Here is a 22,595-nt window from a genome sequence, read left to right as displayed (position 1 = left end):
GGAACGCCGGTCACGCACGCAACCGAGGGGGAGGAGACCGCCGATGGCGCGAACGGTGGGCGACTACGTGCTCGAACGGCTGCGGGACTGGGGGGTCGAACACGTCTTCGGTTATCCGGGCGACGGGATCAACGGCATCATCGCCGCCCTCGGGCGGGCCGATGATCGGCCCCGGTTCGTGCAGAGCCGGCACGAGGAGATGTCGGCGTTCGAGGCGGTCGGCTACGCCAAGTTCGGCGGCCGGGTGGGGGTGTGCCTGGCGACCAGCGGTCCCGGCGCGATCCACCTGCTCAACGGGCTGTACGACGCCAAGCTCGACCACGTCCCGGTGGTGGCGATCGTGGGGCAGACCGCCCGTTCGGCGATCGGCGGCAGCTACCAGCAGGAGGTCGATCTGCCGTCGCTGTTCAAGGACGTGGCGAGCGCGTACGTGCAGATGGCGACGGTCCCGGCGCAGCTGCCCAACCTGATCGACCGGGCCTTGCGGATCGCGCTGGCCGAACGCGCCCCGACCTGCGTCATCATCCCGTCCGACCTGCAGGAGGAGCAGTACGAGCCGCCCGCGCACGCGTTCAAGCACGTGCCGTCCTCCGCGCCCGGCCACACGCGGCCGGTGACCCGCGCGCCCGAGGAGGAGGTGGCGCGCGCCGCCGACGTCCTCAACGCCGGGTCCAAGGTCGCGATCCTGGTCGGCCAGGGCGCCCGGGGCGCCCGCCGGGAGGTCATGGAGGTCGCCGAGATCACCGGGGCGGGGGTCGCCAAGGCGCTGCTCGGCAAGGACGTGCTGCCCGACGACCTGCCGTACGTGACCGGCGCGATCGGCCTGCTGGGCACCCGCCCCTCGTACGAGCTGATGCGCGACTGCGACACCCTGCTGATCGTCGGGTCCAACTTCCCCTACAGCCAGTACCTGCCGGAGTACGGGTCGGCCCGCGCGGTGCAGATCGACGTGGACGGCCGGATGATCGGGATGCGCTATCCCACCGAGGCCAACCTGGTCGGCGACGCCGCCGAGACGCTGCGGGCGCTGATCCCGCTGCTGCGTCCGCGCAAGGACCGCTCCTGGCGGCGCACCGTGGAGGGCAACGTCCGGCGCTGGTGGAACACCGTCGAACGCCAGGCGCAGGTCGACGCCGACCCGGTCAACCCGATGCGGCTGTTCTGGGAGCTGTCGCAGCGGCTGCCCGACAACGCGATGATCACCGCCGACTCCGGGTCGGCCGCCAACTGGTACGCCCGCGACCTGCGGTTCCGCGGCGACATGCGGGGGACGCTGTCGGGCACCCTGGCCACCATGGGCAACGGCGTTCCGTACGCCATCGGGGCCAAGTTCGCCCATCCGAACCGGCCCGCGATCGCGCTGGTCGGGGACGGCGCGATGCAGATGAACGGGCTGGCCGAGCTGATCACGATCCAGCGGTACCACCGGCGCTGGTCCGACCCCCGGCTGGTGGTCGCGGTGCTGCACAACAACGACCTCAACCAGGTGACCTGGGAGCTGCGGGCGATGGGCGGATCGCCCAAGTTCACCGAGTCCCAGGAGCTGCCGGACGTGCCGTACGCGGCGTTCGCCCGGTCGCTGGGGCTGGAGGGCATCGAGGTGGACAAGCCGGAGGCGATCGGCCCCGCCTGGGAGCGGGCGCTGACCTGCGGGCGGCCCGCCGTGCTGGACGTGCGGGTCGACCCCGACATCCCGCCGATCCCGCCGCACGCGGAGTTCGAGCAGCTCAAGGACGTCGCCGAGGCCATCGTCAAGGGCGACCCGGACGCCTGGGGGGTGGCCCGCAAGGGGATGGCGACCAAGGCGCAGGAACTGCTGTCCCGTCGCCGCTGATGTGCGGCGGGCACAGCCGGGCGGGCTGATCGTTGGCGGCGCTCGATCATCCGGCACCGCCGCCGGTGCGCAAGAATGAAGGCGCATCCAAGGAGGCCGACTTGCCCGGATTGCCCGGCGACGTGCGCATCACCGTCACCCGCACCCTGACCAAGGACCAGCAGGCCCGCCGCACCAGGCTGATCGACGCGGCCCGCGAGCTGGCCCTGGCGGGCGGGTACGCCGCCGTGACCATGCACGACGTCGCCGACCGGGCGGGCGTCGCCCGGGCCACGGTGTACCGCTACTTCGCCACCAAGGACCATCTGCTCACCGAGGTCGCCGCGCTGTGGGCGACGCAGATCACCTCCGACACCTCGGCGGCCACCACCGGCGACACCCCCGCCGAGCGGCTCACCGCGCTGATGGCGCGGATCGTCGAGGTGGCCGCCACCGAGCTCACCCTCACCTCGGCGATCATCCAGGCGGTCACCTCCGACGACCCCAGCGTCGAGGACGCCCGTACCGCGCTGTTCCGGCAGGTCCGCGACCGGCTGGCGGCGGCGATCGGGGAGCCGGTGCCCGACCTGGACGAGGTGGAGATCCTGCTCGGCCACGTGCTGCTGGCCGCGCTGGTCTCGCTGACCTCGCTGGGCCGGCCGGTGGAGGAGGTGCGCGGCATGATCGCCACCGCCGGCCGCCTGATCACCGCCGGGATGCTGGCCCTGCAGAACGAGCCCGCCTGACCCCGGCCGCGGATTTGGTCCGTTGTCCACAGGCCGGGGTGGACCTGGGGAACGGGGGCGGTCGGGGCATACCGTACCGGTCATGACGAACCCGCTGTTGTTCCTGGTGGCGGCCGTGACGCTGGTGGCCGTCCCGGGACCGAACCACCTCTACATCATCACCCGCAGCGTCGGGGAGGGACGGCGGGCCGGGGTCGCCTCGGCGCTGGGGGTGGAGGCCGGCACGCTGCTGCACGTCACCGCGGCGGCGGCCGGGCTGTCGGCGCTGGTGGCCGCCTCGGCGACCGCGTTCACCGCGCTGCGCTACGCGGGCGCCGCCTACCTGATCTTCCTGGCGGTCCGCACGTTCCGCGGCCGGCACTCGCACGCCGATCCGGTGCTGACCCCGCAGCCGCTGCCCCGGGTGTTCCTGGACGGCCTGCTGGTCAACCTGTTCAATCCCAAGGTGGTGCTGTTCTTCCTGGCGTTCCTGCCGCAGTTCGTGGATCCGGCGGCCGGGTCGGTGCCCGTCCAGATCGTGGTGCTCGGCCTGGCCATCGGGCTGATCGGGCTGGCGTCGGACCTGGTGTACGCGTTCGCGGCCGGGTCGCTGGCCGGCCGGCTGCGCGCCCGGCCCGCGTTCCGGCGCCGCCAGGCCTACGCCGTCTGCGCGGTCTACCTGGGGCTGGGACTGGCCGCCCTGGCCGGTCCGGGACCGCGCCGGGCCGGGGCCTAGCGAGCGCTTCCTTATCACCCGGGTGACAATCCGGCGGCGCGAATGCGTGTCCAACCACGAAGTCCGTTTCTTGACTCGAGGGTAGCTTCCGGAAAACCGCGACTGCCGACCACGGAGGTACGACCGGTGAGCTCCCCTCTCCACAGCCAGACCCTCGAACCCTGGGCCGCCGTCCCGGGCGAGGTCGCCGACCTGTGCCGCCCCCATCTGGGGGAGGTCGCAGAGGAGATGATCGAGGAGATCCAGCGGGGGGTGCCCGAGTACGCGCGGCCGCTCGACGAGGAGTACGTGCGGATGGTGCGGCTGGCGGTCGAGGGGGCGCTGCGCCAGTTCATCGAGCTGATCGGCGACGCGGACGCCTCGTGGGAGCAGGTCGCCGCCGTCTACCGCGACATCGGGCTGGCCGAGGCGCGCGAGGGCCGCAGCCTGGACGCGCTGCAGACCGCGCTGCGGCTGGGCGCCCGGGTGGCCTGGCGGCGGCTGGCGCTGGAGGCCGAACGGCACAACGTCTCCCGCCGCATCCTCAGCCGGCTGGCCGAGGCGATCTTCGCGTTCCTGGACGAGATCGCCGCCGCCGCCACCGCCGGCTACAACGAGGCCCGCTCCCAGGTCGCCGGGGAGCTGGAGCACCGCCGCCGGCGGCTGCTGGACCTGCTGCTGGCCGACCCGCCGGCCGCCCCCCAGGCGATCACCGAGCTGGCCCGGGCCGCCCAGTGGCGGATGCCGCAGACCGTCGCCGCCGTCGCCCTGGCCGAACGCGGCGAGCAGCGCTACGCCCATCCGGCGCTGCCGCCGGACGTGCTGGCCGACGTGAACCGGCGGGAGCCCTGCCTGGTGGTGCCCGACCCGGACGGCCCGGGCCGGCACCGGATGCTGGAGACCGGGCTGCGCGACTGGACCGCCGCGGTCGGGCCCACCGTGCGGGTGGAGGAGGCGGCCAGGTCGCTGCGGTGGGCGCGCGAGGCGCTGGTGCTGGCCCGCCGCGGCGTGCTGCCCGCCGACCGGCCGGTGCGCTGCGTGGACCACATGCCGACGCTGGTGATGTTCAAGGACGAGGACCTGATCCGGATCGTCGGCGAGCGCCGGCTGGCCCCGCTGCGGCAGGTCCGCCCGCGTCATCGGGAACGGCTCGCCCGCACCCTGCTGGCCTGCCTGCAGAGCGGGTTCAACGCCACCGAGGTCGCCTCCCGGCTGCACGTCCACCCGCAGACCGTCCGCTACCGGCTGCACCAGCTCGAGCAGCTCTTCGGCGAGGAGCTGTACGACCCCGACTCCCGGCTGGAGCTGGAGATGGTGCTGCAGGTGCACCTGTTCCACCTGGCCGAGGAGGACGCGCAGGCCGACGTGATCGCCCTGGAGAGCCCCCGCCGCCCCGCTCCGCCGTCCCCGGTCGCGGCCGCCTCCCGCCCTTGACCGGACGGCCGCTTGCGGTGATCTTGTAGGGACACCGCGGTGTCGCTCCCCGAGGAGGCCCGATGACCGAGGCGGAACCGCTCGGCCGCGGCCGGCTGCTGGGCTATGCGATCGGCTCGGTCGGCACCGGGATCTTCTCGGCGGTGCCCGGCCTGCTGCTGCTGTACTACCTGACCGACGTGCTCGGGGTGTCGGCGGCGGTGGCGGGCGTGCTGCTGGTCCTGCCGAAGGCGTGGGACGTGCTGCTGAACCCGGTGGTGGGCGCCGCCAGCGACCGCGAGGCGGTGCGCACCGGGCGGCGGACCCGGCTGCTGCTGATCGGCGCGGTCACGCTGCCGCTGCTGTTCACCGCCATGTTCGTGGTGCCGGGGTCCTCGCCGGTGCTGGCGGCCTGCTGGGTGGGCGTGGCGTTCCTGCTGGCGGCGTCGGCGTTCGCGTGCTTCCAGGTGCCGTACGTGGCGCTGCCCGCCGAGATCTCGCCCCTCGCCGAGCAGCGCGCGCGGGCGATGGCGTGGCGGATCGTGGCGCTGACCGCCGGGATCCTGGTCGCCGGGGGGATCGCGCCCGTGCTGGTGGAGGCCGCCGGGGGAGGCCGCGCCGGGTACGCGCTGATGGGGACGGTCGTCGGGCTGATGCTCGGCGGGGCGCTGGTGGCCGCGGTCCTCGGCACCCGGTGGATCCCGTCGTCGGCGGGGCCGCGTCCGCTGGGGCTGGCCGCCGCGCTGCGCACGGCCCGCGGGAACCGGCCGTTCTTCGTGCTGCTCACCTCGGCGGTGCTGCAGACGCTGGCGGTCGCGGTGATGCTGACCGGGGCGCCCTACGCGGCGACGTACCTGCTGGGCGACTACGGGCTGACGTCCCTGGTGTTCGTGTGCCTGGTCGGGCCGAGCGCGCTGGCCGTCCCGATGTGGCACCGGCTGGCCCGGCGGTACGGGACGGTGCCGTGCTACGCGGTGTCGGTGGCGGTGTTCGCCGTCGCCACCATCGCGCTGTACCCGGTGCTGAACGCGGGCGCGACGGGGCTCGTGCTGGCGCTGAGCGCGATCCTGGGCGTCTGCTACGCGGGGATGCAGTTGCTGTCGTTCCAACTGCTGCCGGAGTCGGTGCACGCCGACAGCGGCCGGACGGGGCACGCGCAGTCCGGGGCGTTCACCGGGGTGTGGATGGCCGCCGAGACCGGTGCGCTGGCGCTCGGGCCGGGGGTGTTCGCGGCGGTGCTGGCGCTGGGCTCCTACCAGGCGGCCGACTTCGAGCACCCGGTCGTCCAGCCCGACAGCGCGCTCACCGCCCTGACCACCGGCTTCACCCTGCTGCCCGCGGCACTGCTGCTGGTCAGCATCCCGCCGCTGCTGGCGTACCGGCGGATGGCCGCCCGGCAGTACGCCCCCGCGCCCGCCTGAGGCACTACTCCAGGCGGGTCAGCCGGGCGACCAGGTCGGGCTCCTGGAGGCCCTGCGGCAGCTCGACGGGGAACCGGCCCGCGCCCTCGCCCTCGCCCACGACGACCGCCCCCACGTCGGCGCCCGGCGCGGCCCGGCTCGGCGGGTCGCCCTCGATCCCGACCCGCACGGTCAGCCCCGGCCAGCCGACCACGGTGACCGGCGCGGCGGCCGTCACCGGCGTCCGCCCGCCCAGCCCGTCGTCGACCATCCCGACCCGGTCGCCCGCCTTGGCCAGCGTCGCCGCCGCCAGGGCGTTCTGCGCGGCGGGCAGCACCCGCCGGGTGACGTTCATGGCGGCCAGGGCGCTGGCGCCGGGCTGCCCCATCACCGCGCCGAGGATCAGCGTGTTCACCCCGGCCACGGGACGGCGGGCCACGAACACGAAGTTGCCGCCCGCCGCGTCGGTGTAGCCGGTCTTGCCGCCGAAGATCCCGTTCTGGCCCAGCAGGACGTTGCCGGCGGGACGCACCGGCCCGCCGTCGTCGGGGACGTACGTGCGCTGCGCCACCACCTCGGCGAACGCGGGCAGCTTCATCGCCGCGCGCAGCAGCTTGACCTGGTCGGCCGCCGTGCTCACCGTCCCCGAGTCGTAGCCGCTGGGGTCGGTGTAGCGGGTGCCGGTCATCCCCAGCTCCCGCGCGGCGGCGTTCATCTTCTCCACGAACGCCGGGATGCTGCCGGCGTCCCAGCGGGCCAGCTCGTGCGCGATGTTGTTGGCCGACACCACCATCAGCGCCTCGAGCGCCTTGCGCTCGGTGAACCGCTGGCCCGCCACCACGTCCACGTGCGACTCGCCGCGCTGCTTGCGCTGCGGCAGCCGCGCCGCCTCCTGCGCGGAGATCGTGAACGTCGGCCCGTCCTCGCCCGAACGCAGCGGATGGTTCTTCAGGAACACGTACGCCGTCATCACCTTCGCCACGCTGGCGGTGGGGATCGGCGTCTGCGTCCCGGCGCTCCCGATGGTGCCGAGACCCTCCACGTGGAGCACCACCTGCCCCCGCGCGGGCATCGGCAGCACCGGCGAGGAGCCCTCGAACGTGTGCGAGGCCGGCAACGTGAGCTTCAGGGCGGGCTCCGGCACCGGCCGGACCAGCTGCACCGTCACCGCCACCGCCAGCAGGACCACCAGCAGCGCCACGGTGATCAGCGCCCGCCGCCGCCCCCTGCCCTCGCGCTCGGGCTCCACGACGCCGGGATGGACGATCCCCGCGGGCGGCTCGTCGATGACCTGGGGCCCCCGGTAAAGCTCCAGCTCCCCGGTGGGCCTGGACTCCTCGTAGGGCGCCCGCTCCTGCTCCCAGCCGCCCGGGGCGGGCAAGGCCGGCAGTCCCGGCCGCTCCACCTCCGCCGGCGGCAGGGCGAGGGCCTCCAACGCCCGCACCGCCTCGACCTGGGCGCTCCCGGCGTCCCCGGCCCGCTCGACCTCGGGCGCCGAAGCCCGGGACTCCAGGGCCGCCCCGCCGTACCCGGCCGCAGGCTCCCCGGCCCCCTGACGCCGTTCGACCGTCTGCCGCGCCTCCGGCTGCGCCGCCGCCTCATGCCGGGCGGCCGGCGGATCGAACCGCCGAGGCCCATGCTCACGCGCCCGATGCGGCTGTGCCTGCCGCGCCTCATCGGCATGCCTGGGCGCCCGCGTTTCATGCGGATGCCGCTCGACCGCGCGCCGGCCGCCCGGATGCCCGGCCGCCTCATGCCGCGCACCCGGCGGCTCGAACGGACCACGCTCGTGCCCACGCGGCGCATCCGCCCGCGCGGGCCGCGCCTCCCCACCGCGCCGGTCCTCACGCGGCTCGGGTTCGGCCGTGCGCCGCGTGTCCGGCCGCGCCGGTGCCTCGTGTCGGGGGGCCGGTGGGTCGGACGGCGGTCGTTCGTGTGCGTGGGGTGTGTCCGTCCGCGCGGGACGGGCCTCCCCACCACGTCGGGGTCCACGCGGCTCGCGTTCGGTCGCGGGCCGGGTGTCCGAGGGGTGGTCGTGTTCTTGGGGCGCGTCTGCGCGTGTGGGGTGCGTTTCCCCGTCGCGCCGGGTGTCGTCCGGTGCGTGTTCGGTCGCGGGCCGGGTGTCCGAGGGGTTGTCCTCGGCCGAGTCGGCCGTCTGTGCGTGGCGCGGCTCGCCCTCGTCGGCCCGGGAGGGGGGCGTGTCGACGGGGTGGGCGTCCGGTGGGGTGGGGCGCGCGTGCCGGGGCCTTGGGCGTGCTCGGTCCTCACCTTGGTCGGAGGGGCGGCGCTCGGGCTCGTGGGGGGTGGCCGCCTGGGGTGGGTGCGGTGCGGTGCCGCGTGGCTCTTCGGGGGTGGAACGCGCCTGGACTTCGCGCACGGGGGTCCACGAGTCGTGCGCGTCCTCGTCTTCGGCCGGGGCGTTCGTCTGCGGACGGTGATCGGCCTCGGGCGTGGGCTCCGGGTCGTGCGGGCGTTCTCCGGAGTCACGGGCGGGGTCCGCCGGGAGCCGGTGTTCGGCCTCGGCGGGCGGCTCGGTGGCGTGCCGGGCGGGCTGCGATGCCCGGCGGGGCGGCCACTCGGGCCTGGGCTGCGCCGGTGGGGTCGAGGGGGCGGGCCACTGCGGGGGAACCTGGGAGGCGGGCTCCGGCCGGGACGGCTGCTGCTCCGGCTCCGCCGGGGCTTCCTCGGCGGGGTCCTCCTGGGCGTCGGCGTACCACTGGCGGGCGGACTCGGGCATCCGGTGCCCGGTCGGCGCCTGCTCGGTCTGCGGGGCCTCGGCGTCGGAGACGGGTTCCTCGGCCGCGGCAGGGGTCTCGTCCTCGGCCTGGGCGGCTTCGGCGTCCTCCTGCGGCTCGGCGGGGGTGTGGTCCTCGTCGGCGGGCCGTTCCTCCTGCGCGGGGTCGGCGTCGGTCTCGTCGGCCGGCCGGTCCTCCGCAGGCTCCGGGGCGCCGGTCTCGGCCGCGGGGGAGTCCTCGCCCTCGGGGTCCGTGGGGCCGTCCTGGGTCTCCGCGGGCGTGTCCGCCTGAGGCCCGGCAGCCTCCTCGGCGGGCTCCTCCTCGGCGGGCTCATCCGTGGTGGAGTCCTCGTCCGTGGCCGTGTCCTGGACCTCCTCGGCCTCGCCCGCGGGGGAGTCCTCATTCTCGGCGGCCTCGGCGGGCTCGTCCTGGGACGGGGCCGCCGGGTCGGTCTCGGGCGACACGGCGTCGGGACGGAAGGCGGAACGAGAGATCGTCCACTGGCCCGCCGGGTTGGTGGGATGCGCGGCGGGCTCGTCGTCCTCGACGGGCTCCCTCGGGGAATCCGACACGGCGTGACCTCCCTGCTCGCGTCGGAGCCCTGGCTGACATCGCCCGTGCCCCGCGGGGCACGGAGGCTTACCGGTAGACCTTACTTTGCCGGATCGGTTCGGTGTGGGCCGGATCAGCGGGCTCGCCCGGTTATTGTGCCCGTTCCCGATCCGCCGGGCGACCTGATCTCCCGTCGTGGCGCGATCGGCCGCCCGCGAACGGGACGCGCGTCATCGCCCGGTGCGGCGCAGCACCCGCACCAGCCTGCGCAGCGTGCCCTGCGAGGCCGGTTCGACGACCTCGGACGGCTCCGCCGACGGGCGGGACGGCGGCGCCGGGGAGGGCTCGCGGAGCCCGTACCGCACCGGCAGCGACCGCAGCCCCCGCACGAACACCGAGGAGCGCCACGGCAGCCGGTCCGGCGGCAGCGCCGGTTCCAGCCAGGCCATCCGCTCCTGCAGCCGTTCCACCGCGATCGTCGCCAGGGTCGTCGCCAGGGCGCCGCCGGGGCACTGGTGGGCGCCCGCCCCCCACGCCAGATGCGCCCGCGAGCTGAACACCGAGGCCGGGTCGTGGGCCCCGGCGAACGACGGGTCGGCGTGCGCGGCGGCCACCGACAGCATCACCGGGTCCCCGGCCGCGATCACGGTGCCGCCCAGCACGGTGTCGGCGAGGGCGAAACGGAACGTCAGGTTGGCGTACGGCGGGTGCACCATCGCCGCCCGGTTCACCGTCTCGCGGACCATCCCGCCCGCCAGGGCGCCGGCCGCCTCCTCGGAGAGCACCTCGACGACGGTGGCGCAGACCAGCGTGACGGTCAGGTCGCCGAGCTTGCCCAGCAGATGCGTCATGGCGGCGGCCTGCTCGTCGGTGCAGTCCGGCCACGCGGCGATCAGGTACGACGGGAAGTCCTCGCCCGGGGCGCTCCGCCTGGCCGCGCAGGTCCGCCCGCACAGGTCCATCAGCCGGCCGGACGCCTCCGCCGCCTGCGGCCCGCCGTCCAGCAGCCGCCGGATGTCCAGCAGCACGTCCTCGTCGGCCTCGCCGAACCCCGCCAGCCGGTTGATCGCCATCAGCATCAGCGGCCGGGCGTACTCGTCGGCGAGGTCCGCGCGCCCGGTGGTCCCGCGTTCGCCCAGCAGCGCGATCAGCTCGTCGGCGTGCCGGCGGAGCTCGGCCTCCAGCCGCCGTGCCGGGTCCTGCGACCGGTCCTGGAACGGCCGCAGTGCCGCCGACCAGGCGGCCCGCAGCTCCGAGTGCTCCCGCCCCTCGGTGAACGCGACGCCGCCCGCCCGGAACGCCGGCAGCGGCGGCCAGTCGGCGGGGACCGTGCCCTGGGTGTAGGCGCGCCAGTCCGCCAGCCGTTTGCTCCACACCCTCGCGTCGTTCCGCAGCACCTCGAGCACCTCGGCGTACCCGAGGACCAGCCAGCACGGGACGCCGAGCAGGTCGACCGGGGCCACCGGGCCGTGCGCCGCGCGCAGGCCCTCGTACGTCGCCGTGGGATGGACGTCGAAATCCCGGGTCAGCAGCGGTTTCGACGACACCGACGTCAGCCCGCGGATCCCGGGAAGGGCGTCGCTGGAGGGAAGGTGGTCCATGGCTCTTCTCGCTCGACGGCGGGTGCGGGCCGGACGGGGAGGAAATGGGGGATCCCGCCGTGCCTGATCGCACACTGTAGAGATCGTCCCGGCATGGGGACAGGCGTCGGGACGAACCTGGCGCAATGCACTTTTTCAATCCGCCGGCATTGTCACCGTCCATCGATCGGCGACGGCCGGGTGCGCGCGGCGGACGGAAAACGGGTCCCGGAATGCCGGCAGGGCATGGCAAGCTGGCGACGTGGACGAAACGGACGTGGTGCTGCACTTCGACCCGCGGCTGCGGATGTTCCTGCCCGCGGGCCGTCGCGGCGGGCCGCAGCGGGCGGCCCTGGACGGCACCTCCACGCTCGGTCATCTGGTGGAGTCGCTGGGCGTTCCGCTGCCCGAGGTCGGGCCGCTGACGGTCAACGGCGTCCCCGTCGAGCCGTCCCACCACCCCGCTCCCGGCGACACGGTCCAGGTCTCCGCCGTTCCCCGGCCGCAGCCGGTGCCGCTGGAGCCCGGCCAGACCGCGCCCCGTTTCCTGCTGGACGTCCACCTCGGCACGCTGGCCCGCCGGATGCGCCTGCTGGGCCTGGACACCGCGTACCACAACGACATGGACGACCCGGCCCTGGTGGAGCAGGCCAACGCCGAACGCCGGGTCCTGCTCACCCAGGACCGCGGCCTGCTGCGCCGCCGCAGGCTGTGGCTGGGCGCGTACGTCCGCGGCGCCAAGCCCGACGACCAGCTTCGCGACCTGCTGGAACGCTTCGCCCCGCCGCTGCGGCCGTGGAGCCGCTGCACCGCCTGCAACGGGCTTCTGGTCGAGGTCGACAAGGCCGACGTCGAGGCCCTCCTGGAGGCCGGCACCCGCCGCAGCTACGACGTGTACGGCCGCTGCGCCGACTGCGGCCAGGTCTACTGGCGCGGCGCCCACGGGGACCACCTGGCCCGCATCGTCGACGCCGCCCAGGCCACCGTGACCGCCGCCCGCACCGGCGTCTGACCCGTCCCCGGAAACGCGCTCCTGCGTGGAACGGCGCGCTGTTTGGAGAGCAGTGCTCTTGACTTGGATCGGATATCTCGTGTTCAATGCTCTTGAGAGAGAGCACTGCTCTCGACCCATCGAGCACAGGAGCCCCGGATGAGCAGCGACACTCCCCGTTACGTCGAGGCCGGCGCGTTCGCCTCCGCCTTCAACCGCCTGGCCGGCTGGCTGACCCGCCACGGCATCAGCCTCTTCGGCTCCCGCATGCTCTACGTCCGCGGCCGCAAGAGCGGCCAGTGGCGGTCCAACCCCGTCAACCCCCTCACCGTCGACGGCGTCCGCTACCTGGTGGCCCCCCGCGGTCACACCCACTGGGTCCGCAACCTGCGGGCCGCCGACGGCCGGGGCGAGCTCCGCCTGGGCCGCCGCGTCGAGCCCTTCACCGCCACCGAGGTCCCCGACGCCGACAAGCCCCCCATCCTGCGCGCCTACCTCAAGCGCTGGAAGTGGGAGGTCGGCGTCTTCTTCGAGGGGCTGGGCCCCGACTCCTCCGACGAGGACCTCCTCCGGGCGGCCCCCGACTACCCCGTCTTCCGCCTGAGCTGACCGCTCACCGCGGCATGTCGGTCTGGTGGACGATGGCGTCCCGCACCAGACCGGCGGTCGCCTCGGGCCGCCCGAGCGCGGTCACGGCGGGCGGTTCGCGCAGGTGCCGTCCGGAACCGGACAGGACGCGGTGCAGGATCCTCCGGCAGGGCGCCCTTGTGGAAGACCAGCTTGACGCCCTTTTTCGTCACCGCGATGCCGCACAGCCAGTGGTGCCAGTCGCCCTCGACCGTGAAGGTCAGCCGCTTCGTCACGATCGACGTGACGGTGCGGGAGCACATCCCCGGCGTCATCGCGCGTTCCCCGGGCCGCGCGGGGCGGCCCGGGGGAGCGGGTCACATCTGGTCCGGGGACTCGATGCCCAGGAGGTCCAGGCCCAGCTTGAGGGTGCGGGCGGTCAGGTCGCACAGGACCAGCCGGGCGGTGCGCACGTCGCCCTCGGCGTTCAGCACCGGGCAGTTCTCGTAGAACGAGGTGAACGCGCTGGCCACCGAGTACAGGTACTGGGCCAGGCGGTGGAACTCGAGGTTCTCGGCGACCTGGGCGACCAGGCCCTCGAAGCCCAGCAGTTGCAGGGCCAGGGCGCGTTCGGTGGGCTCGGTGAGGGTGAGGGGCGCCACGTCGCGCGGGGGCTCGACGCCGCCCCTGCGGAAGATCGAGCAGATCCGCGCGCGGGCGTACTGCAGGTACGGGGCGGTGTTGCCGTCGAACGACAGCATCCGGTCGTAGTCGAAGACGTAGTCCTTGACCCGGTCGGTGGACAGGTCGGCGTACTTGACCGCGCCGATCCCGACCGCCCGGGCGACCGCCGCACGGGTCTCGGGGTCCAGGTCCGGGTTCTTGTCCGCGACGATCGCGCTCGCCCGGGTGACCGCCTCCTCCAGCAGGTCCACCAGCTTGACCGAGGCGCCCGCCCGGGTCCGCAGGATCTTGCCGTCGCTGCCCAGCACCGACCCGAAGCCGATGTGCTCGGCCCGCGCCGGCGGGGTCAGCCAGCCCGCCTCCTCGGCGGTCTTGAAGATCATGCTCAGGTGCATCCGCTGCGGCAGGCCCACCACGTACAGCAGCCGGGTGGCGTGCAGCTTGCGCAGCCGGTGCCGGATGGTCGCCAGGTCGGTGGCCGGGTAGCCGAACCCGCCGTCGGACTTGCGCACGATCAGCGGCAGCGGGTCGCCGTCCCGGCCGGTGAAGCCCTCCGGGAAGACGCACTTGGCGCCCTCGCTGTCGCGCAGCAGCCCCAGCTCGGCCAGCTCGTCGACGACCGACTCCAGCTGGTCGTTGTAGTAGCTCTCGCCGTAGAAGTCGTTCTCGTCGAGCCTGGCGCCCAGCAGCTCGTAGACGGCCAGGAAGTACTTCTGCGACTCGGTGATCAGCATCCGCCACAGCCGCAGCGTCGCCTCGTCGCCGCTCTGCAGCAGCACCACCCGCCGCCGCGACCGCTCCTGGAACGTCTCGTCGGCGTCGAACTTGCGGCGCGCCGCCTGGTAGAAGCCGTTCAGGTCGCCGACCGACAGCTCGTGCGCGGCCTCGGCCTCGCCGATGTCCAGCAGGTGCTCGACCAGCATCCCGAACGGGGTGCCCCAGTCGCCCAGATGGTTCTGCCGGATCACGGTGTGGCCGCAGAACTCCAGCAGCCGCACCGCCGCGTCCCCGATGATCGTCGAGCGCAGATGCCCGACGTGCATCTCCTTGGCCGCGTTGGGGGCCGAGTAGTCGACCGTGACGGTCTGCGGCCGCTCCGCCCTGGGCACGCCGAGCCGTTCGTCGGCGGTCGTCTCGGCCAGCAGCCGCCCGAGCGCCTCGTCGGACAGCGTCAGGTTGATGAAGCCCGGCCCGGAGATCTCCACCGTCGAGCACAGGTCGCCGAGCTCGGCCCGCTCCACCACCCGCGCGGCGATGTCCCGGGGGTTGCCGCCGAGTCGTCGCACCAGCGCCAGCGCCGCGTCGGACTGGAAGTCCGCGTGCTGCGAACGGCGGATCGCGGGATCCACCGGCTGACCTGCCACCGCCTCGAACGCCGGCGCCAGCCGCCGGCGGAGCAACTCCTCTACATCTGCCACGTCAGAAAAACTACCGACCCACCGCCTGCCGTGTCCAATCGGTTATGCCCCGCCGCGCCCATATCGCCCGGCAGAACGCACCGGGGCGGCGGCGCGGGCGAATGCCGCACCGCCGCCCCGGACGGGCCGAGCGGGTCTCAGTGATTCTTTATGCCGTTGATCAGTGCCGCCCAGGATCGGGCGGTGAGCCGCAGCACACCGAGTTCCGGATTCTTGGAATCCCTGACCAACCGGATCGTGTCACGTTCCACTCCGTCCGTCCCCGGCACCGTGGCCAGCGCGACCTCGACGCAGCCGCCTCCGTCGCTGTAGGTGCTCTTGCGCCATGGCACGGTCGAACATTCAGGCGTCGTCATTGTACGCCTCCATTTCTAGGGTCATTCCAGCTCGGTCAGTCTACGCTGGATGAAGGCAGGCGTCTCCTCCACCGGAAGCGCCTTGTTGCGGAGTATGTCGAAAGCGAGAACGTGGCGGTGAACATCGACGTCGTCTTCGATGTAGATATTTCGGTTCATCAATTCCACGTAGACGACGTCGGCCCCGGGATCGGGGATCTCCAGGATGATGAAGGGGCCGCTCACCGCCGGGTGCCCCCCGGCCCCGAACGGCAGGATCTGCAGCCGTATGTTGGGCCGCTCGGCGAGCTCGAGCAGATGCCTGAGCTGGTCGCGCATGACCTCCGGTCCGCCCACCTGACGGAGGACGGCGGCCTCGTCGATGACTCCCCGGAACTGCAGCGGTTCCGGCCCGGTCAGGCGCTGCTGCCGGCGCATCCGGACGTCCACCTGCCTGCGGATGGCTCCCGGCGCCATCGCCAGTTGGTCGCTCAGGATGCTGCGCGCGTAGTCCTCGGTCTGCAGGAGGCCGTGCAGGACCAGCGCGCTGTAGCTGAGCAGCTTGTGGGCCTCGTTCTCCAGCGCCAGATAGGCGTTGAGGTCGGCGGGCACCGTGGGCACGGCGTCCCACCAGCCGCGCTGGTCGGCGGTGCGGGCCAGCTCGATCAGCCGGTCCCGCTGATTCTCCGGCACCTGGTAGAGGGCCAGGAGTTTGCGCAGGTCCGCGGTCTTGACAGAGATCGCGGCGTTCTCGATGCGGGATACTTTCGCGCTCGACCAGCCGAGCGCCTTGGCGACGTCCTCCCCGGTCATGCCGGCGAGGTCGCGCAGGGTGCGCAGTTCCCGCGCGAGCTGGCGGCGCCGGATCGACGACCTGGTCTGGGATGCGGCCATCACAGGCTCCCGGACGGTGGGCAGCATGCTTGCCTGTCATCTGCCGCGTAGCGTTGCGTGCAGGCGACCGGAGAAGTCTACATGAAAACTTGCACGAGACCCTTCGCTGACGCATTCTTGTGATTGGGGAGTGGGATCGCATTCCGGTAGGAGGCGACCCGGTGGTACGCAACAGAACATTCGGTCCTGGGGCACGGGCGGGACCGGGAGCGCCGTCGTGACGGTGGAGGCGCGCGACGAACTGTTCGCACGACGGGAGACGGCGAGTGCGGCGCCGCGCAGGGCGCTCACCTACCAGTTCCTCGCCGTGGTGGACATCGAGGGATTCAGCAGGCTGAACACCTGGGCGCAGGCGGCCGCGCAGAACCGGCTGCACCGGGTCCTGGAACTGGCGGCGCACCGTGCGGGACTGGACCGCGACTCCTGGCAGAAAGAGTCGCGCGGGGACGGTGAACTGGCGATCCTGCCCGGGGACATCGACGGCCCCCGGCTGGTGGCCGACTATCCCCGGCACCTGGCCGCCGCCCTGCGGGAGATCAACGAGGAGCCCGGAGAGGGCCCTCGCCTGCGCGTCCGGCTGGCCCTTCATCACGGCGCCGTGGCAGCCGGTGGGCTGGGCGCGGTGGGGCGGGCGCCCATCGAGGTCTGCCGCCTGGTGGACCTGGAGCCGCTGCGCCGGGAGCTTCGCCGCAGGGCCGGTGAGGATCTGGTGCTGATCGTGTCGGCCGCCCTCTATCGGGAGGTGGTGGAAAGCGGCTTCGGCGGCCTGGACCCGGCCGATTTCGAGTACGTCTCCGCGGTGGTCAAAGGGCAGACGTTCCACGGTCACATTCATTACGGGAGCCGCTCCCGGGCGGTCCGCGACAATCCACCGGCCCGGCGCCCGTGGAGCTCTTTTCTGGAACGCCGGCGCAAAGCCTCCTGATCTTCGGAGCGGGGGCCGGGGCGGAGGGAGAACGGCGGGCGTCTGCCGGGAACGCGCCCGCTGTCCCGGGTCTCGGAGGGCGCGGCGCACGTCACGGGCGTCCGTTTCCATGATCGCCCGGCGAGGGCCTCGACTTCGTGACGACGGGTCGTGCGCCGGCCGATGGGTCATGATCCCGTGAACGGGTTTTTCGGGACGATGCCCCCCTTTTCCGTCGTATCCGCAGCAAGAGGTGCAGATTCGAGCATCAGCCGCCGGTATGCACCGTATGCGGGCGGAGTTCCGAAGAAGTCACCTGGACCCGGACGTTCTTTTACGATGTGCTGGTGCAAGTTGCAGGGGGCTTACGTTCGATGGCCGATGACGGTGGAATTCCGGACATGTGCGGTGACTGAGGGCAGGGCGGCGGGCGGGCTGCCCGCGGAGATCACCCGGTTCATCGGGCGGCGGCGGGAGCTGGCCGACGTCACGGGGCTGCTGGGGACCGCCCGGCTGGTCACGCTGACCGGGGTGGGCGGGGTCGGCAAGACGCGGCTGGCGCTGCGGGCCGCCCACCAGGTGCGGCGGAACTTCCCCGACGGGGTCCGGCTGGTGGAGCTGTCGGGGCTGCGCGAGCCGGGACTGGTGTGCCATGCGGTGGCGCACGCGCTGCAGGTGCAGGACCACACGCCGCGCGCGCTGCCCGGCGTGCTGGCCGGGCATCTGGCCGACCGCGAGATGCTGCTGGTCCTGGACACCTGCGAGCACCTGGTGGACGCCTGCGCGGAGCTGGCCGAGAGCCTGCTGCAGGCCGCCCCCGGGCTGCGCGTCCTGGCCACCAGCCGGGAGCCGCTGAACGCCGCCGGCGAGCAGGTCTATCCGGTGGCGCCGCTGCCGGTCCCCGACGAGGACGCCGAGGACCTGGACGGCTTCGACTCGGTGCGGCTGTTCATGGACCGGGCCACGGCCGCCGACCCGTCGTTCGCGCTCACCCCCGAGAACCGCCGCGCGGTCGCCCGGGTGTGCGCCGGTCTGGAGGGCATCCCGCTGGCCCTGGAGCTGGCCGCCGCCCGGCTGCGCGTGCTGTCGGCGGCCGAGCTGGGCGAACGGATCGGCGACCGGTTCCAGCTCCTCGGCACCCGGGGACGCACCGGGCCGTCCCGGCATCGCACGCTGCGGGCGGCGGTCGGCTGGAGCCACGAGCTGTGCGACCCGGCCGAGAAGCTGCTGTGGGCGCGGCTGTCGGTGTTCGTCGGCACCTTCGACCTGACCGCCGTCCGCAAGGTCTGCGCCGACGGGAAGCTGCCCGCCGCCGGCATGTTCGACCTGGTGGCGGCGCTGGTCGACAAGTCGGTCGTGGTGTGCGAACGGCACCCGGACGGGTCGCGGCTGCGGATGCTGGAGACGCTGCGCGAGTACGGCGCCGAGTGGCTGCGCTCGCTGGGCGAGGAGGAGGCCGTGCGCCGCCGTCACCGCGACCACTACCTGCAGGTGGCGCAGGAGGCCGAGCGGCGCTGGTTCGGGCCCGAGCAGGAGGACTGGCTGCGGCGGCTGCGCCGGGAGCACCACAACTTCCGGGCCGCCCTGGAGTCGGGCCTGGACGCCGGGGAGGCGCGGGCCGTGCAGCGGATGGCGACGGCGCTGCAGTTGTTCTGGGCGACCTGCGGGCCCGTCTCCGAGGGGCGGATGTGGCTGGAACGGGCGCTGGAGCTGGACGGCGCACCGCCGGAGTCCCGCGTCGAGGCGCTCACCGCGGCCGGGGCCATGGCCATCCTGCAGGGCGACCGGGACGGCGCCGCCCGGCGGCTGGCGGAGGCGCAGGCGCTGGCCGGACGGCTCGGCGACCCGTGGACGTCGGTGCGGATCACCTATCTGCGGGGCCTGGCGGCGACGTTCGACGGACGCCCGGACGAGGCGATCGGGTCGCTGCGGGAGGCGCAGGAGCGGTTCGCCGACCTGGGCGTCCAGGACGCCTCGTTCCCGGTCCAGGTGCGGCTGTCGCTGGCGACCGCGCACGTGCTGCGCGGCGAACCGGCGCCCGCGATCGCCTACTGCCGCGCCAACCAGCGGGTGTGCCGGGAGCACGGCGACCGGACCCTGCTGGCGTACGCGCTGGCGATCCGGGCGCGGGCGGAGCTGGCGTCCGGCGAGGTGGAACGGGCCGCCGCCCATCTGCGGCAGGCGGTGCGGCTGCGGCGCGCCGAGCCGGACCCGGCGAGCCTGGGCCTGGCGGTCGAGCTGCTGGCGTGGATCGCGGCGGCGCGGGGCGAGCCGCGGCGCGGGGCGGTGCTGCTGGGCGCGGCGCACCGGCTGTGGTGGACGTTCGGGCTGGCCGGGCTGCGCAACACGGTGGTGTCCGAGCACGCGCAGTGCGAACGGCGGGTCCGCGACGCCCTCGGCGAGTCCGCCTTCCGCCGGGCCCACCAGGAGGGCGCCGGGCTGTCCCCGCCGCAGATCGCCGAGTACGCGCTGGCCGACCAGGCCGCCCCGGCGCCCGCCGCGCCGGCCCCGCCGGACCGGCTCACCCCCCGGGAGCGGCAGGTCGCCGCGCTGGTCGCCGAGGGCCTGTCCAACCGGCAGATCGCCGAGCGGCTGACCGTGGCCAAGCGCACCGTCGACACCCATGTCGAGCACATCCTGGCCAAGCTGGACTTCACCGCCCGGACCCAGATCGCCGCCTGGTACGCCCGGCAGCGGCCGGGCCCCGAGGGCTGAGCGGGAGCGCGGTTGCCGGTACGCGCGCCGCATGGTTACGCTTCGTGTTCGCAATGGTGCTGAACGCAAGGGGGTGCGGGATGGACGCCGCCGAGCGGCCCGAATGGGCCGGCAAGCCGGTTCGCCAGCTCACCGTGGGCGAGCTCACCGAGGCGCTGGTCTACCTGGAGGAACGCGAGCCGGCCGACGACGCCCTCAGCCGCGCCCTGGCGGCCCAGCTCGCCGAGCGCACGGCCGCGGTGTGTTAGCCGGGGCGGACCGAGAAGGAGGCGCCCACCGCTCGTGCGGCGGGCGCCTCTCGGGTGTCCGGGCCGGATGCCGGGCGGTCCCGCGAATCGGTGCCGCGGCGCTGTGACATTTTTCGCGCCCGTTACGCAGACCTAGTGTTGGCGGGGCGCTCACAACGGCTCGGAGTCCGGGCCATTGCGAGGAGGGGAGTGGCGCCCCGCCAACCGCGGTCAGCGATGCGTCCATCACGGGCCGCATCGCCAAGTTACTACCCGTCGTTCGCTCCGGGGGGTGGACCGGGGGGAATTCCTGGGGACCTCTTGTGAGGCATGCCTCAGCTCCCTCCGCATACCGGTTCCCACCTGGCATTTCCCCGAGTTTTCCAGCACATTTCAGTGCACCTTGCACGGGGCGGTGACAGGTGTCAGACCCCTCAGGTGAGTGCCGCCGCCGAGGCGTCCAGTGCCCCGTCGAGATGGGCGGTGTCGTTGTACCGCCGCACCATCCACCGTTCGCCCGTCACCACCAGATGGGAAATGGATGCGTTGTCGGCGCCCAGGAACGCGAAGGGCCGTGATTCCGCCGCCAGCGCCAGCGCCTGGGCGATGAACGCGCCGTGCGTGAACGCCGCCAGCCGCCCCCCGGGATGCGCCGCCGCCAGCCGCCCGATCACCCGGCGGACCCGTCCGGCGAAAGCCTCCGCGGACTCGGCCCCGGGGATCACGTCCCAGCGCTCCTCGGCGAACAGCCGCTGGGCGACCGGGTCGTTCTCGGCCACCTTCATCCGGAACAGCCCGCCCTCCCACTCGCCGAGGTGGACCTCGCGCAGGTCCGGCACCACCCGCGGCTCGACGCCCAGCTCCCGCACCAGCGGCTCGGCGGTCTCGGCGGTGCGGCGCAGCGAGCTGACGTAGACGGCGTCCAGCTTCTCCCCGGCCAGCCGCCGGCAGACCCGCCGTGCCTGCTCGCGTCCCTCGGGCGCCAGACCCGGATCGCCCTGCCCGTCCACCAGCGGGAACGGCTCGCCGGGCCGGAACGCCTGGGAGGCTCCGTGGCGGACGAGCAGGATCTCCGTGGCGCCGGGCGGCGGCGCGAACCGTGACTGGCGATACGTGCGTTCCCCGTCGCGGGACTCCTGGTCGAAGGTCACGATCCGCAGCCTAACGGGCGAATCGGTCAGCGCGGCCGGTCGAAGAACCCGCGGATGTCGGCCACCGGCAGGTCCGGGCGAGCCGGCCGGAGGGGGAGTCGGCCAGCGCCCCCGGGGCTCGGCGGGCGCTACCGGCTGGAGGCGGGCACGGCCATGCCGCCGCTGCTGCTGGACGACGAGGAGGCCATGGCGGCGGCGCCGTGCCTGCGTGCCGGCACCGGCCACGCGGTCACCGGCGTCGAGGAGGCGGCGCTGCGGGCGCTGGCCAAGCTGTGACACCCCGCACCACGACCTCCTGCCGGAGCCCTCCGCCGCGCGAGCGGAGCGAGCGCAATCAAACCCGCCCTAGCCGTTCTTGCGGGCGATCCCCGCCATGCCGAGCTGCTCGCCGGGCGTCAGGTCGTCCGGGTCCACCGGCTCGTCGGGCCGCCACAGCGCCGTGTAGGTGACGCCCGGCTCGATCAGCTCGAAGTCGCCGAAGTGGTGCTCGATCTCCTCCGGGGTGCGCGCCCAGCACTTGTCCAGGCTCTCCCGGGTGATCCGGGCCAGCTCCTGCTGCGCGGGCAGGCCGGTGTCCACCAGCGAGGTCATGAACAGGTGGCTGCCGGGCGCCATCACGTTCCGGTACGCGGAGACCACCGACTCGCAGTCCTCCGGCGACAGGTAGTGCAGCATCCCCACCAGCATGATCACGACGGGCCGGCCGAAGTCCAGGAACCCGGTGATGTCCGGATGCCGCAGGATCCGCTCCGGCTGGGCGACGTCCCCGGTCACGACCTTGGTGTTGGGGTTGTTGGCCAGCAGCGCCCGGCCGTGCACCAGCACCATCGGGTCGATGTCCACGTACACGACCTTGGCGTCGGGGTTCTCCCCCTGGGCGACCTCGTGGGTGTTCTGCACGGTCGGCAGGCCGCTGCCCAGGTCGAGGAACTGGTCCATTCCCGCCTCGCGGGCCAGGTACCGCACCCCGCGGACCAGCACCTTGCGGTTCTCGATCGCGGATTCCTGGAGCCCCGGGATGTGCCGGCAGGCGTAGTCGGCCAGCTGGCGGTCCACCTCGAAGTTGTCCTTGCCGCCGAGCAGGGCGTCGTAGGCGCGGGCGATGGTGGGCTTGCCGAAGTCGAGTTCGGCGGGCGGCCAGTCGGTACGGTCCGGGTTGTCGCTCATGGCGCGATCCTCGTCAGCAGGGGACACCGCTGGCGATCATGATAGGCCGCCGGACGGCCGTGACGGGGGGATTCGGCCGGTTCGCCGCCCTTCGCCCTGGCGGTCCGGTTCGGGGAGTGCGACAAACGACGCCCCGGTGCCGGTGGTCCCGTCGACGCCGGCGTGCGCGGTCCCGCATTCTTTCGTGGTTCTTTCATGGTCGGCGGGTGTTTCTCCGCGCCGCTCGCATATGCGATGAGCTGCGGCGGAACGGTCCGGTCGCGCGGTGCCCGACAAGGGCCGACTTTTGATCTCAACTTCGCCTGACAAGGCCCGTGTAGAGTTTGCGCCTAACATATCGCGTTATCGATGGCTCCTGGTTCGCCTGCCGCGAAGGGAGAGCCCCGCCGGCGGTTCCGGACCAGGTGGCGCCGCTGTTCGGGCGCCCCCACCGGGGCGTCGGCCTGCGCTGCCGCCCCGCGGGGACGCCTGCACGGATCACCGCGTTCCACCCCCCTTCGAGTGCCTGGTGAGTGCCCCATGTCCATGACCTCGGACCGCCCGCCGGTCGAAAAAGCCGTTCCGGAACCGTCACCCCGCCCGGCCCAATCCAATGTCTGGCCGCTGATC

General features: G+C 73.5%; 17 protein-coding genes and 1 pseudogene. 11 read left to right on the top strand and 7 right to left on the bottom strand.

Annotated features, from left to right (window positions below; all coding sequences use genetic code 11):
* Positions 1 to 43 precede the first annotated feature (43 nt).
* The 5 genes from HNR21_RS33365 (at position 44) to HNR21_RS33345 (ending at position 6,087) form a co-directional block, all read left to right on the top strand.
* On the top strand, positions 44 to 1,834 hold the full coding sequence (locus HNR21_RS33365; protein WP_182708250.1) for a thiamine pyrophosphate-requiring protein: 1,791 nt from the start codon (positions 44 to 46) through the stop codon (positions 1,832 to 1,834).
* A gap of 101 nt (positions 1,835 to 1,935) precedes the next feature.
* Positions 1,936 to 2,559 (top strand): TetR/AcrR family transcriptional regulator, encoded by a 624-nt coding sequence (locus tag HNR21_RS33360; protein ID WP_246442435.1) that lies wholly within the window; start codon positions 1,936 to 1,938, stop codon positions 2,557 to 2,559.
* Between the two features lie 82 nt (positions 2,560 to 2,641).
* Positions 2,642 to 3,274, top strand: coding sequence for a LysE family translocator (locus tag HNR21_RS33355; RefSeq protein ID WP_182708249.1), 633 nt, complete (start codon positions 2,642 to 2,644; stop codon positions 3,272 to 3,274).
* Between the two features lie 126 nt (positions 3,275 to 3,400).
* Positions 3,401 to 4,687 (top strand): PucR family transcriptional regulator, encoded by a 1,287-nt coding sequence (locus HNR21_RS33350; RefSeq protein ID WP_312881499.1) that lies wholly within the window; start codon positions 3,401 to 3,403, stop codon positions 4,685 to 4,687.
* 62 nt (positions 4,688 to 4,749) lie between these two features.
* Complete coding sequence (locus HNR21_RS33345; RefSeq protein WP_182708247.1) at positions 4,750 to 6,087, top strand: MFS transporter; 1,338 nt, start codon at positions 4,750 to 4,752, stop codon at positions 6,085 to 6,087.
* Between the two features lie 4 nt (positions 6,088 to 6,091).
* Here the strand turns inward: HNR21_RS33345 and HNR21_RS36515 are convergent, their stop codons facing one another.
* On the bottom strand, positions 6,092 to 9,373 hold the full coding sequence (locus HNR21_RS36515) for a hypothetical protein (RefSeq protein ID WP_312881498.1): 3,282 nt from the start codon (positions 9,371 to 9,373) through the stop codon (positions 6,092 to 6,094).
* A gap of 210 nt (positions 9,374 to 9,583) precedes the next feature.
* Entirely contained in the window at positions 9,584 to 10,954 is a 1,371-nt protein-coding gene (locus HNR21_RS33335; RefSeq protein ID WP_182708246.1) for a cytochrome P450 family protein, read from the bottom strand.
* Positions 10,955 to 11,195: 241 nt separating this feature from the next.
* Between HNR21_RS33335 and HNR21_RS33330 the strand changes: the two genes are divergently transcribed.
* Both HNR21_RS33330 and HNR21_RS33325 read left to right on the top strand, forming a co-directional pair.
* Positions 11,196 to 11,945 carry a Mut7-C RNAse domain-containing protein gene (locus HNR21_RS33330; RefSeq protein WP_312881497.1) on the top strand — a complete coding sequence of 250 codons (750 nt, stop codon included), beginning with the start codon at positions 11,196 to 11,198 and terminating at the stop codon, positions 11,943 to 11,945.
* A gap of 138 nt (positions 11,946 to 12,083) precedes the next feature.
* Positions 12,084 to 12,533 (top strand): nitroreductase/quinone reductase family protein, encoded by a 450-nt coding sequence (locus HNR21_RS33325; RefSeq protein ID WP_182708245.1) that lies wholly within the window; start codon positions 12,084 to 12,086, stop codon positions 12,531 to 12,533.
* 335 nt (positions 12,534 to 12,868) lie between these two features.
* Here the strand turns inward: HNR21_RS33325 and argS are convergent, their stop codons facing one another.
* The 3 genes from argS to HNR21_RS33310 all read right to left on the bottom strand — a co-directional run bounded on the left by argS (position 12,869) and on the right by HNR21_RS33310 (position 15,822).
* The gene (argS, locus tag HNR21_RS33320) at positions 12,869 to 14,593 is read right to left on the bottom strand and encodes an arginine--tRNA ligase (protein ID WP_182708244.1); all 1,725 of its coding nucleotides are present in this window, start codon (positions 14,591 to 14,593) and stop codon (positions 12,869 to 12,871) included.
* A gap of 137 nt (positions 14,594 to 14,730) precedes the next feature.
* Positions 14,731 to 14,949, bottom strand: a complete 219-nt coding sequence (locus tag HNR21_RS33315) for a DUF397 domain-containing protein (RefSeq protein WP_182708243.1) — start codon at positions 14,947 to 14,949, stop codon at positions 14,731 to 14,733.
* 21 nt (positions 14,950 to 14,970) lie between these two features.
* Positions 14,971 to 15,822 (bottom strand): helix-turn-helix domain-containing protein, encoded by an 852-nt coding sequence (locus HNR21_RS33310; protein ID WP_182708242.1) that lies wholly within the window; start codon positions 15,820 to 15,822, stop codon positions 14,971 to 14,973.
* Positions 15,823 to 16,039: 217 nt separating this feature from the next.
* On the opposite strand from HNR21_RS33310, the gene HNR21_RS33305 reads away from it, so the two are divergent.
* The 3 genes from HNR21_RS33305 to HNR21_RS33295 all read left to right on the top strand — a co-directional run bounded on the left by HNR21_RS33305 (position 16,040) and on the right by HNR21_RS33295 (position 19,689).
* On the top strand, positions 16,040 to 16,747 hold the full coding sequence (locus HNR21_RS33305) for a hypothetical protein (RefSeq protein ID WP_182708241.1): 708 nt from the start codon (positions 16,040 to 16,042) through the stop codon (positions 16,745 to 16,747).
* A gap of 387 nt (positions 16,748 to 17,134) precedes the next feature.
* On the top strand, positions 17,135 to 19,441 hold the full coding sequence (locus HNR21_RS36510) for an ATP-binding protein (RefSeq protein WP_182708240.1): 2,307 nt from the start codon (positions 17,135 to 17,137) through the stop codon (positions 19,439 to 19,441).
* Between the two features lie 80 nt (positions 19,442 to 19,521).
* Complete coding sequence (locus HNR21_RS33295; protein ID WP_182708239.1) at positions 19,522 to 19,689, top strand: hypothetical protein; 168 nt, start codon at positions 19,522 to 19,524, stop codon at positions 19,687 to 19,689.
* A gap of 413 nt (positions 19,690 to 20,102) precedes the next feature.
* On the opposite strand, the gene HNR21_RS33290 is transcribed toward HNR21_RS33295, so the two are convergent.
* Positions 20,103 to 20,819: a histidine phosphatase family protein gene (locus HNR21_RS33290; protein ID WP_182708238.1), complete on the bottom strand. Its 717-nt coding sequence runs from the start codon at positions 20,817 to 20,819 to the stop codon at positions 20,103 to 20,105.
* A gap of 111 nt (positions 20,820 to 20,930) precedes the next feature.
* Between HNR21_RS33290 and HNR21_RS35740 the strand changes: the two are divergent.
* Positions 20,931 to 21,092 (top strand): annotated as a pseudogene (locus HNR21_RS35740) (helix-turn-helix transcriptional regulator); the annotation flags it as partial.
* A gap of 72 nt (positions 21,093 to 21,164) precedes the next feature.
* Here HNR21_RS35740 and HNR21_RS33280 read toward each other — a convergent pair.
* Positions 21,165 to 21,986 (bottom strand): SAM-dependent methyltransferase, encoded by an 822-nt coding sequence (locus HNR21_RS33280; RefSeq protein ID WP_182708237.1) that lies wholly within the window; start codon positions 21,984 to 21,986, stop codon positions 21,165 to 21,167.
* Positions 21,987 to 22,595 lie beyond the last annotated feature (609 nt).

It is taken from the genome of Thermomonospora cellulosilytica (assembly GCF_014138835.1).
Taxonomy (GTDB): domain Bacteria; phylum Actinomycetota; class Actinomycetes; order Streptosporangiales; family Streptosporangiaceae; genus Thermomonospora; species Thermomonospora amylolytica.
This window is presented reverse-complemented; position numbering and strand designations above follow the sequence as displayed.

Excerpts from the sequence above, each read along its gene's own strand:
- HNR21_RS33365 (WP_182708250.1), top strand. The coding sequence starts at position 44 with ATGGCGCGAACGGTGGGCGACTACGTGCTCGAACGGCTGCGGGACTGG.
- HNR21_RS33355 (WP_182708249.1), top strand. The coding sequence starts at position 2,642 with ATGACGAACCCGCTGTTGTTCCTGGTGGCGGCCGTGACGCTGGTGGCC.
- HNR21_RS33345 (WP_182708247.1), top strand. The coding sequence starts at position 4,750 with ATGACCGAGGCGGAACCGCTCGGCCGCGGCCGGCTGCTGGGCTATGCG.
- HNR21_RS33335 (WP_182708246.1), bottom strand. The coding sequence starts at position 10,954 with ATGGACCACCTTCCCTCCAGCGACGCCCTTCCCGGGATCCGCGGGCTG.
- HNR21_RS33325 (WP_182708245.1), top strand. The coding sequence starts at position 12,084 with ATGAGCAGCGACACTCCCCGTTACGTCGAGGCCGGCGCGTTCGCCTCC.
- HNR21_RS33315 (WP_182708243.1), bottom strand. The coding sequence starts at position 14,949 with ATGACGACGCCTGAATGTTCGACCGTGCCATGGCGCAAGAGCACCTAC.
- HNR21_RS33310 (WP_182708242.1), bottom strand. The coding sequence starts at position 15,822 with ATGGCCGCATCCCAGACCAGGTCGTCGATCCGGCGCCGCCAGCTCGCG.
- HNR21_RS33295 (WP_182708239.1), top strand. The coding sequence starts at position 19,522 with ATGGACGCCGCCGAGCGGCCCGAATGGGCCGGCAAGCCGGTTCGCCAG.
- HNR21_RS33280 (WP_182708237.1), bottom strand. The coding sequence starts at position 21,986 with ATGAGCGACAACCCGGACCGTACCGACTGGCCGCCCGCCGAACTCGAC.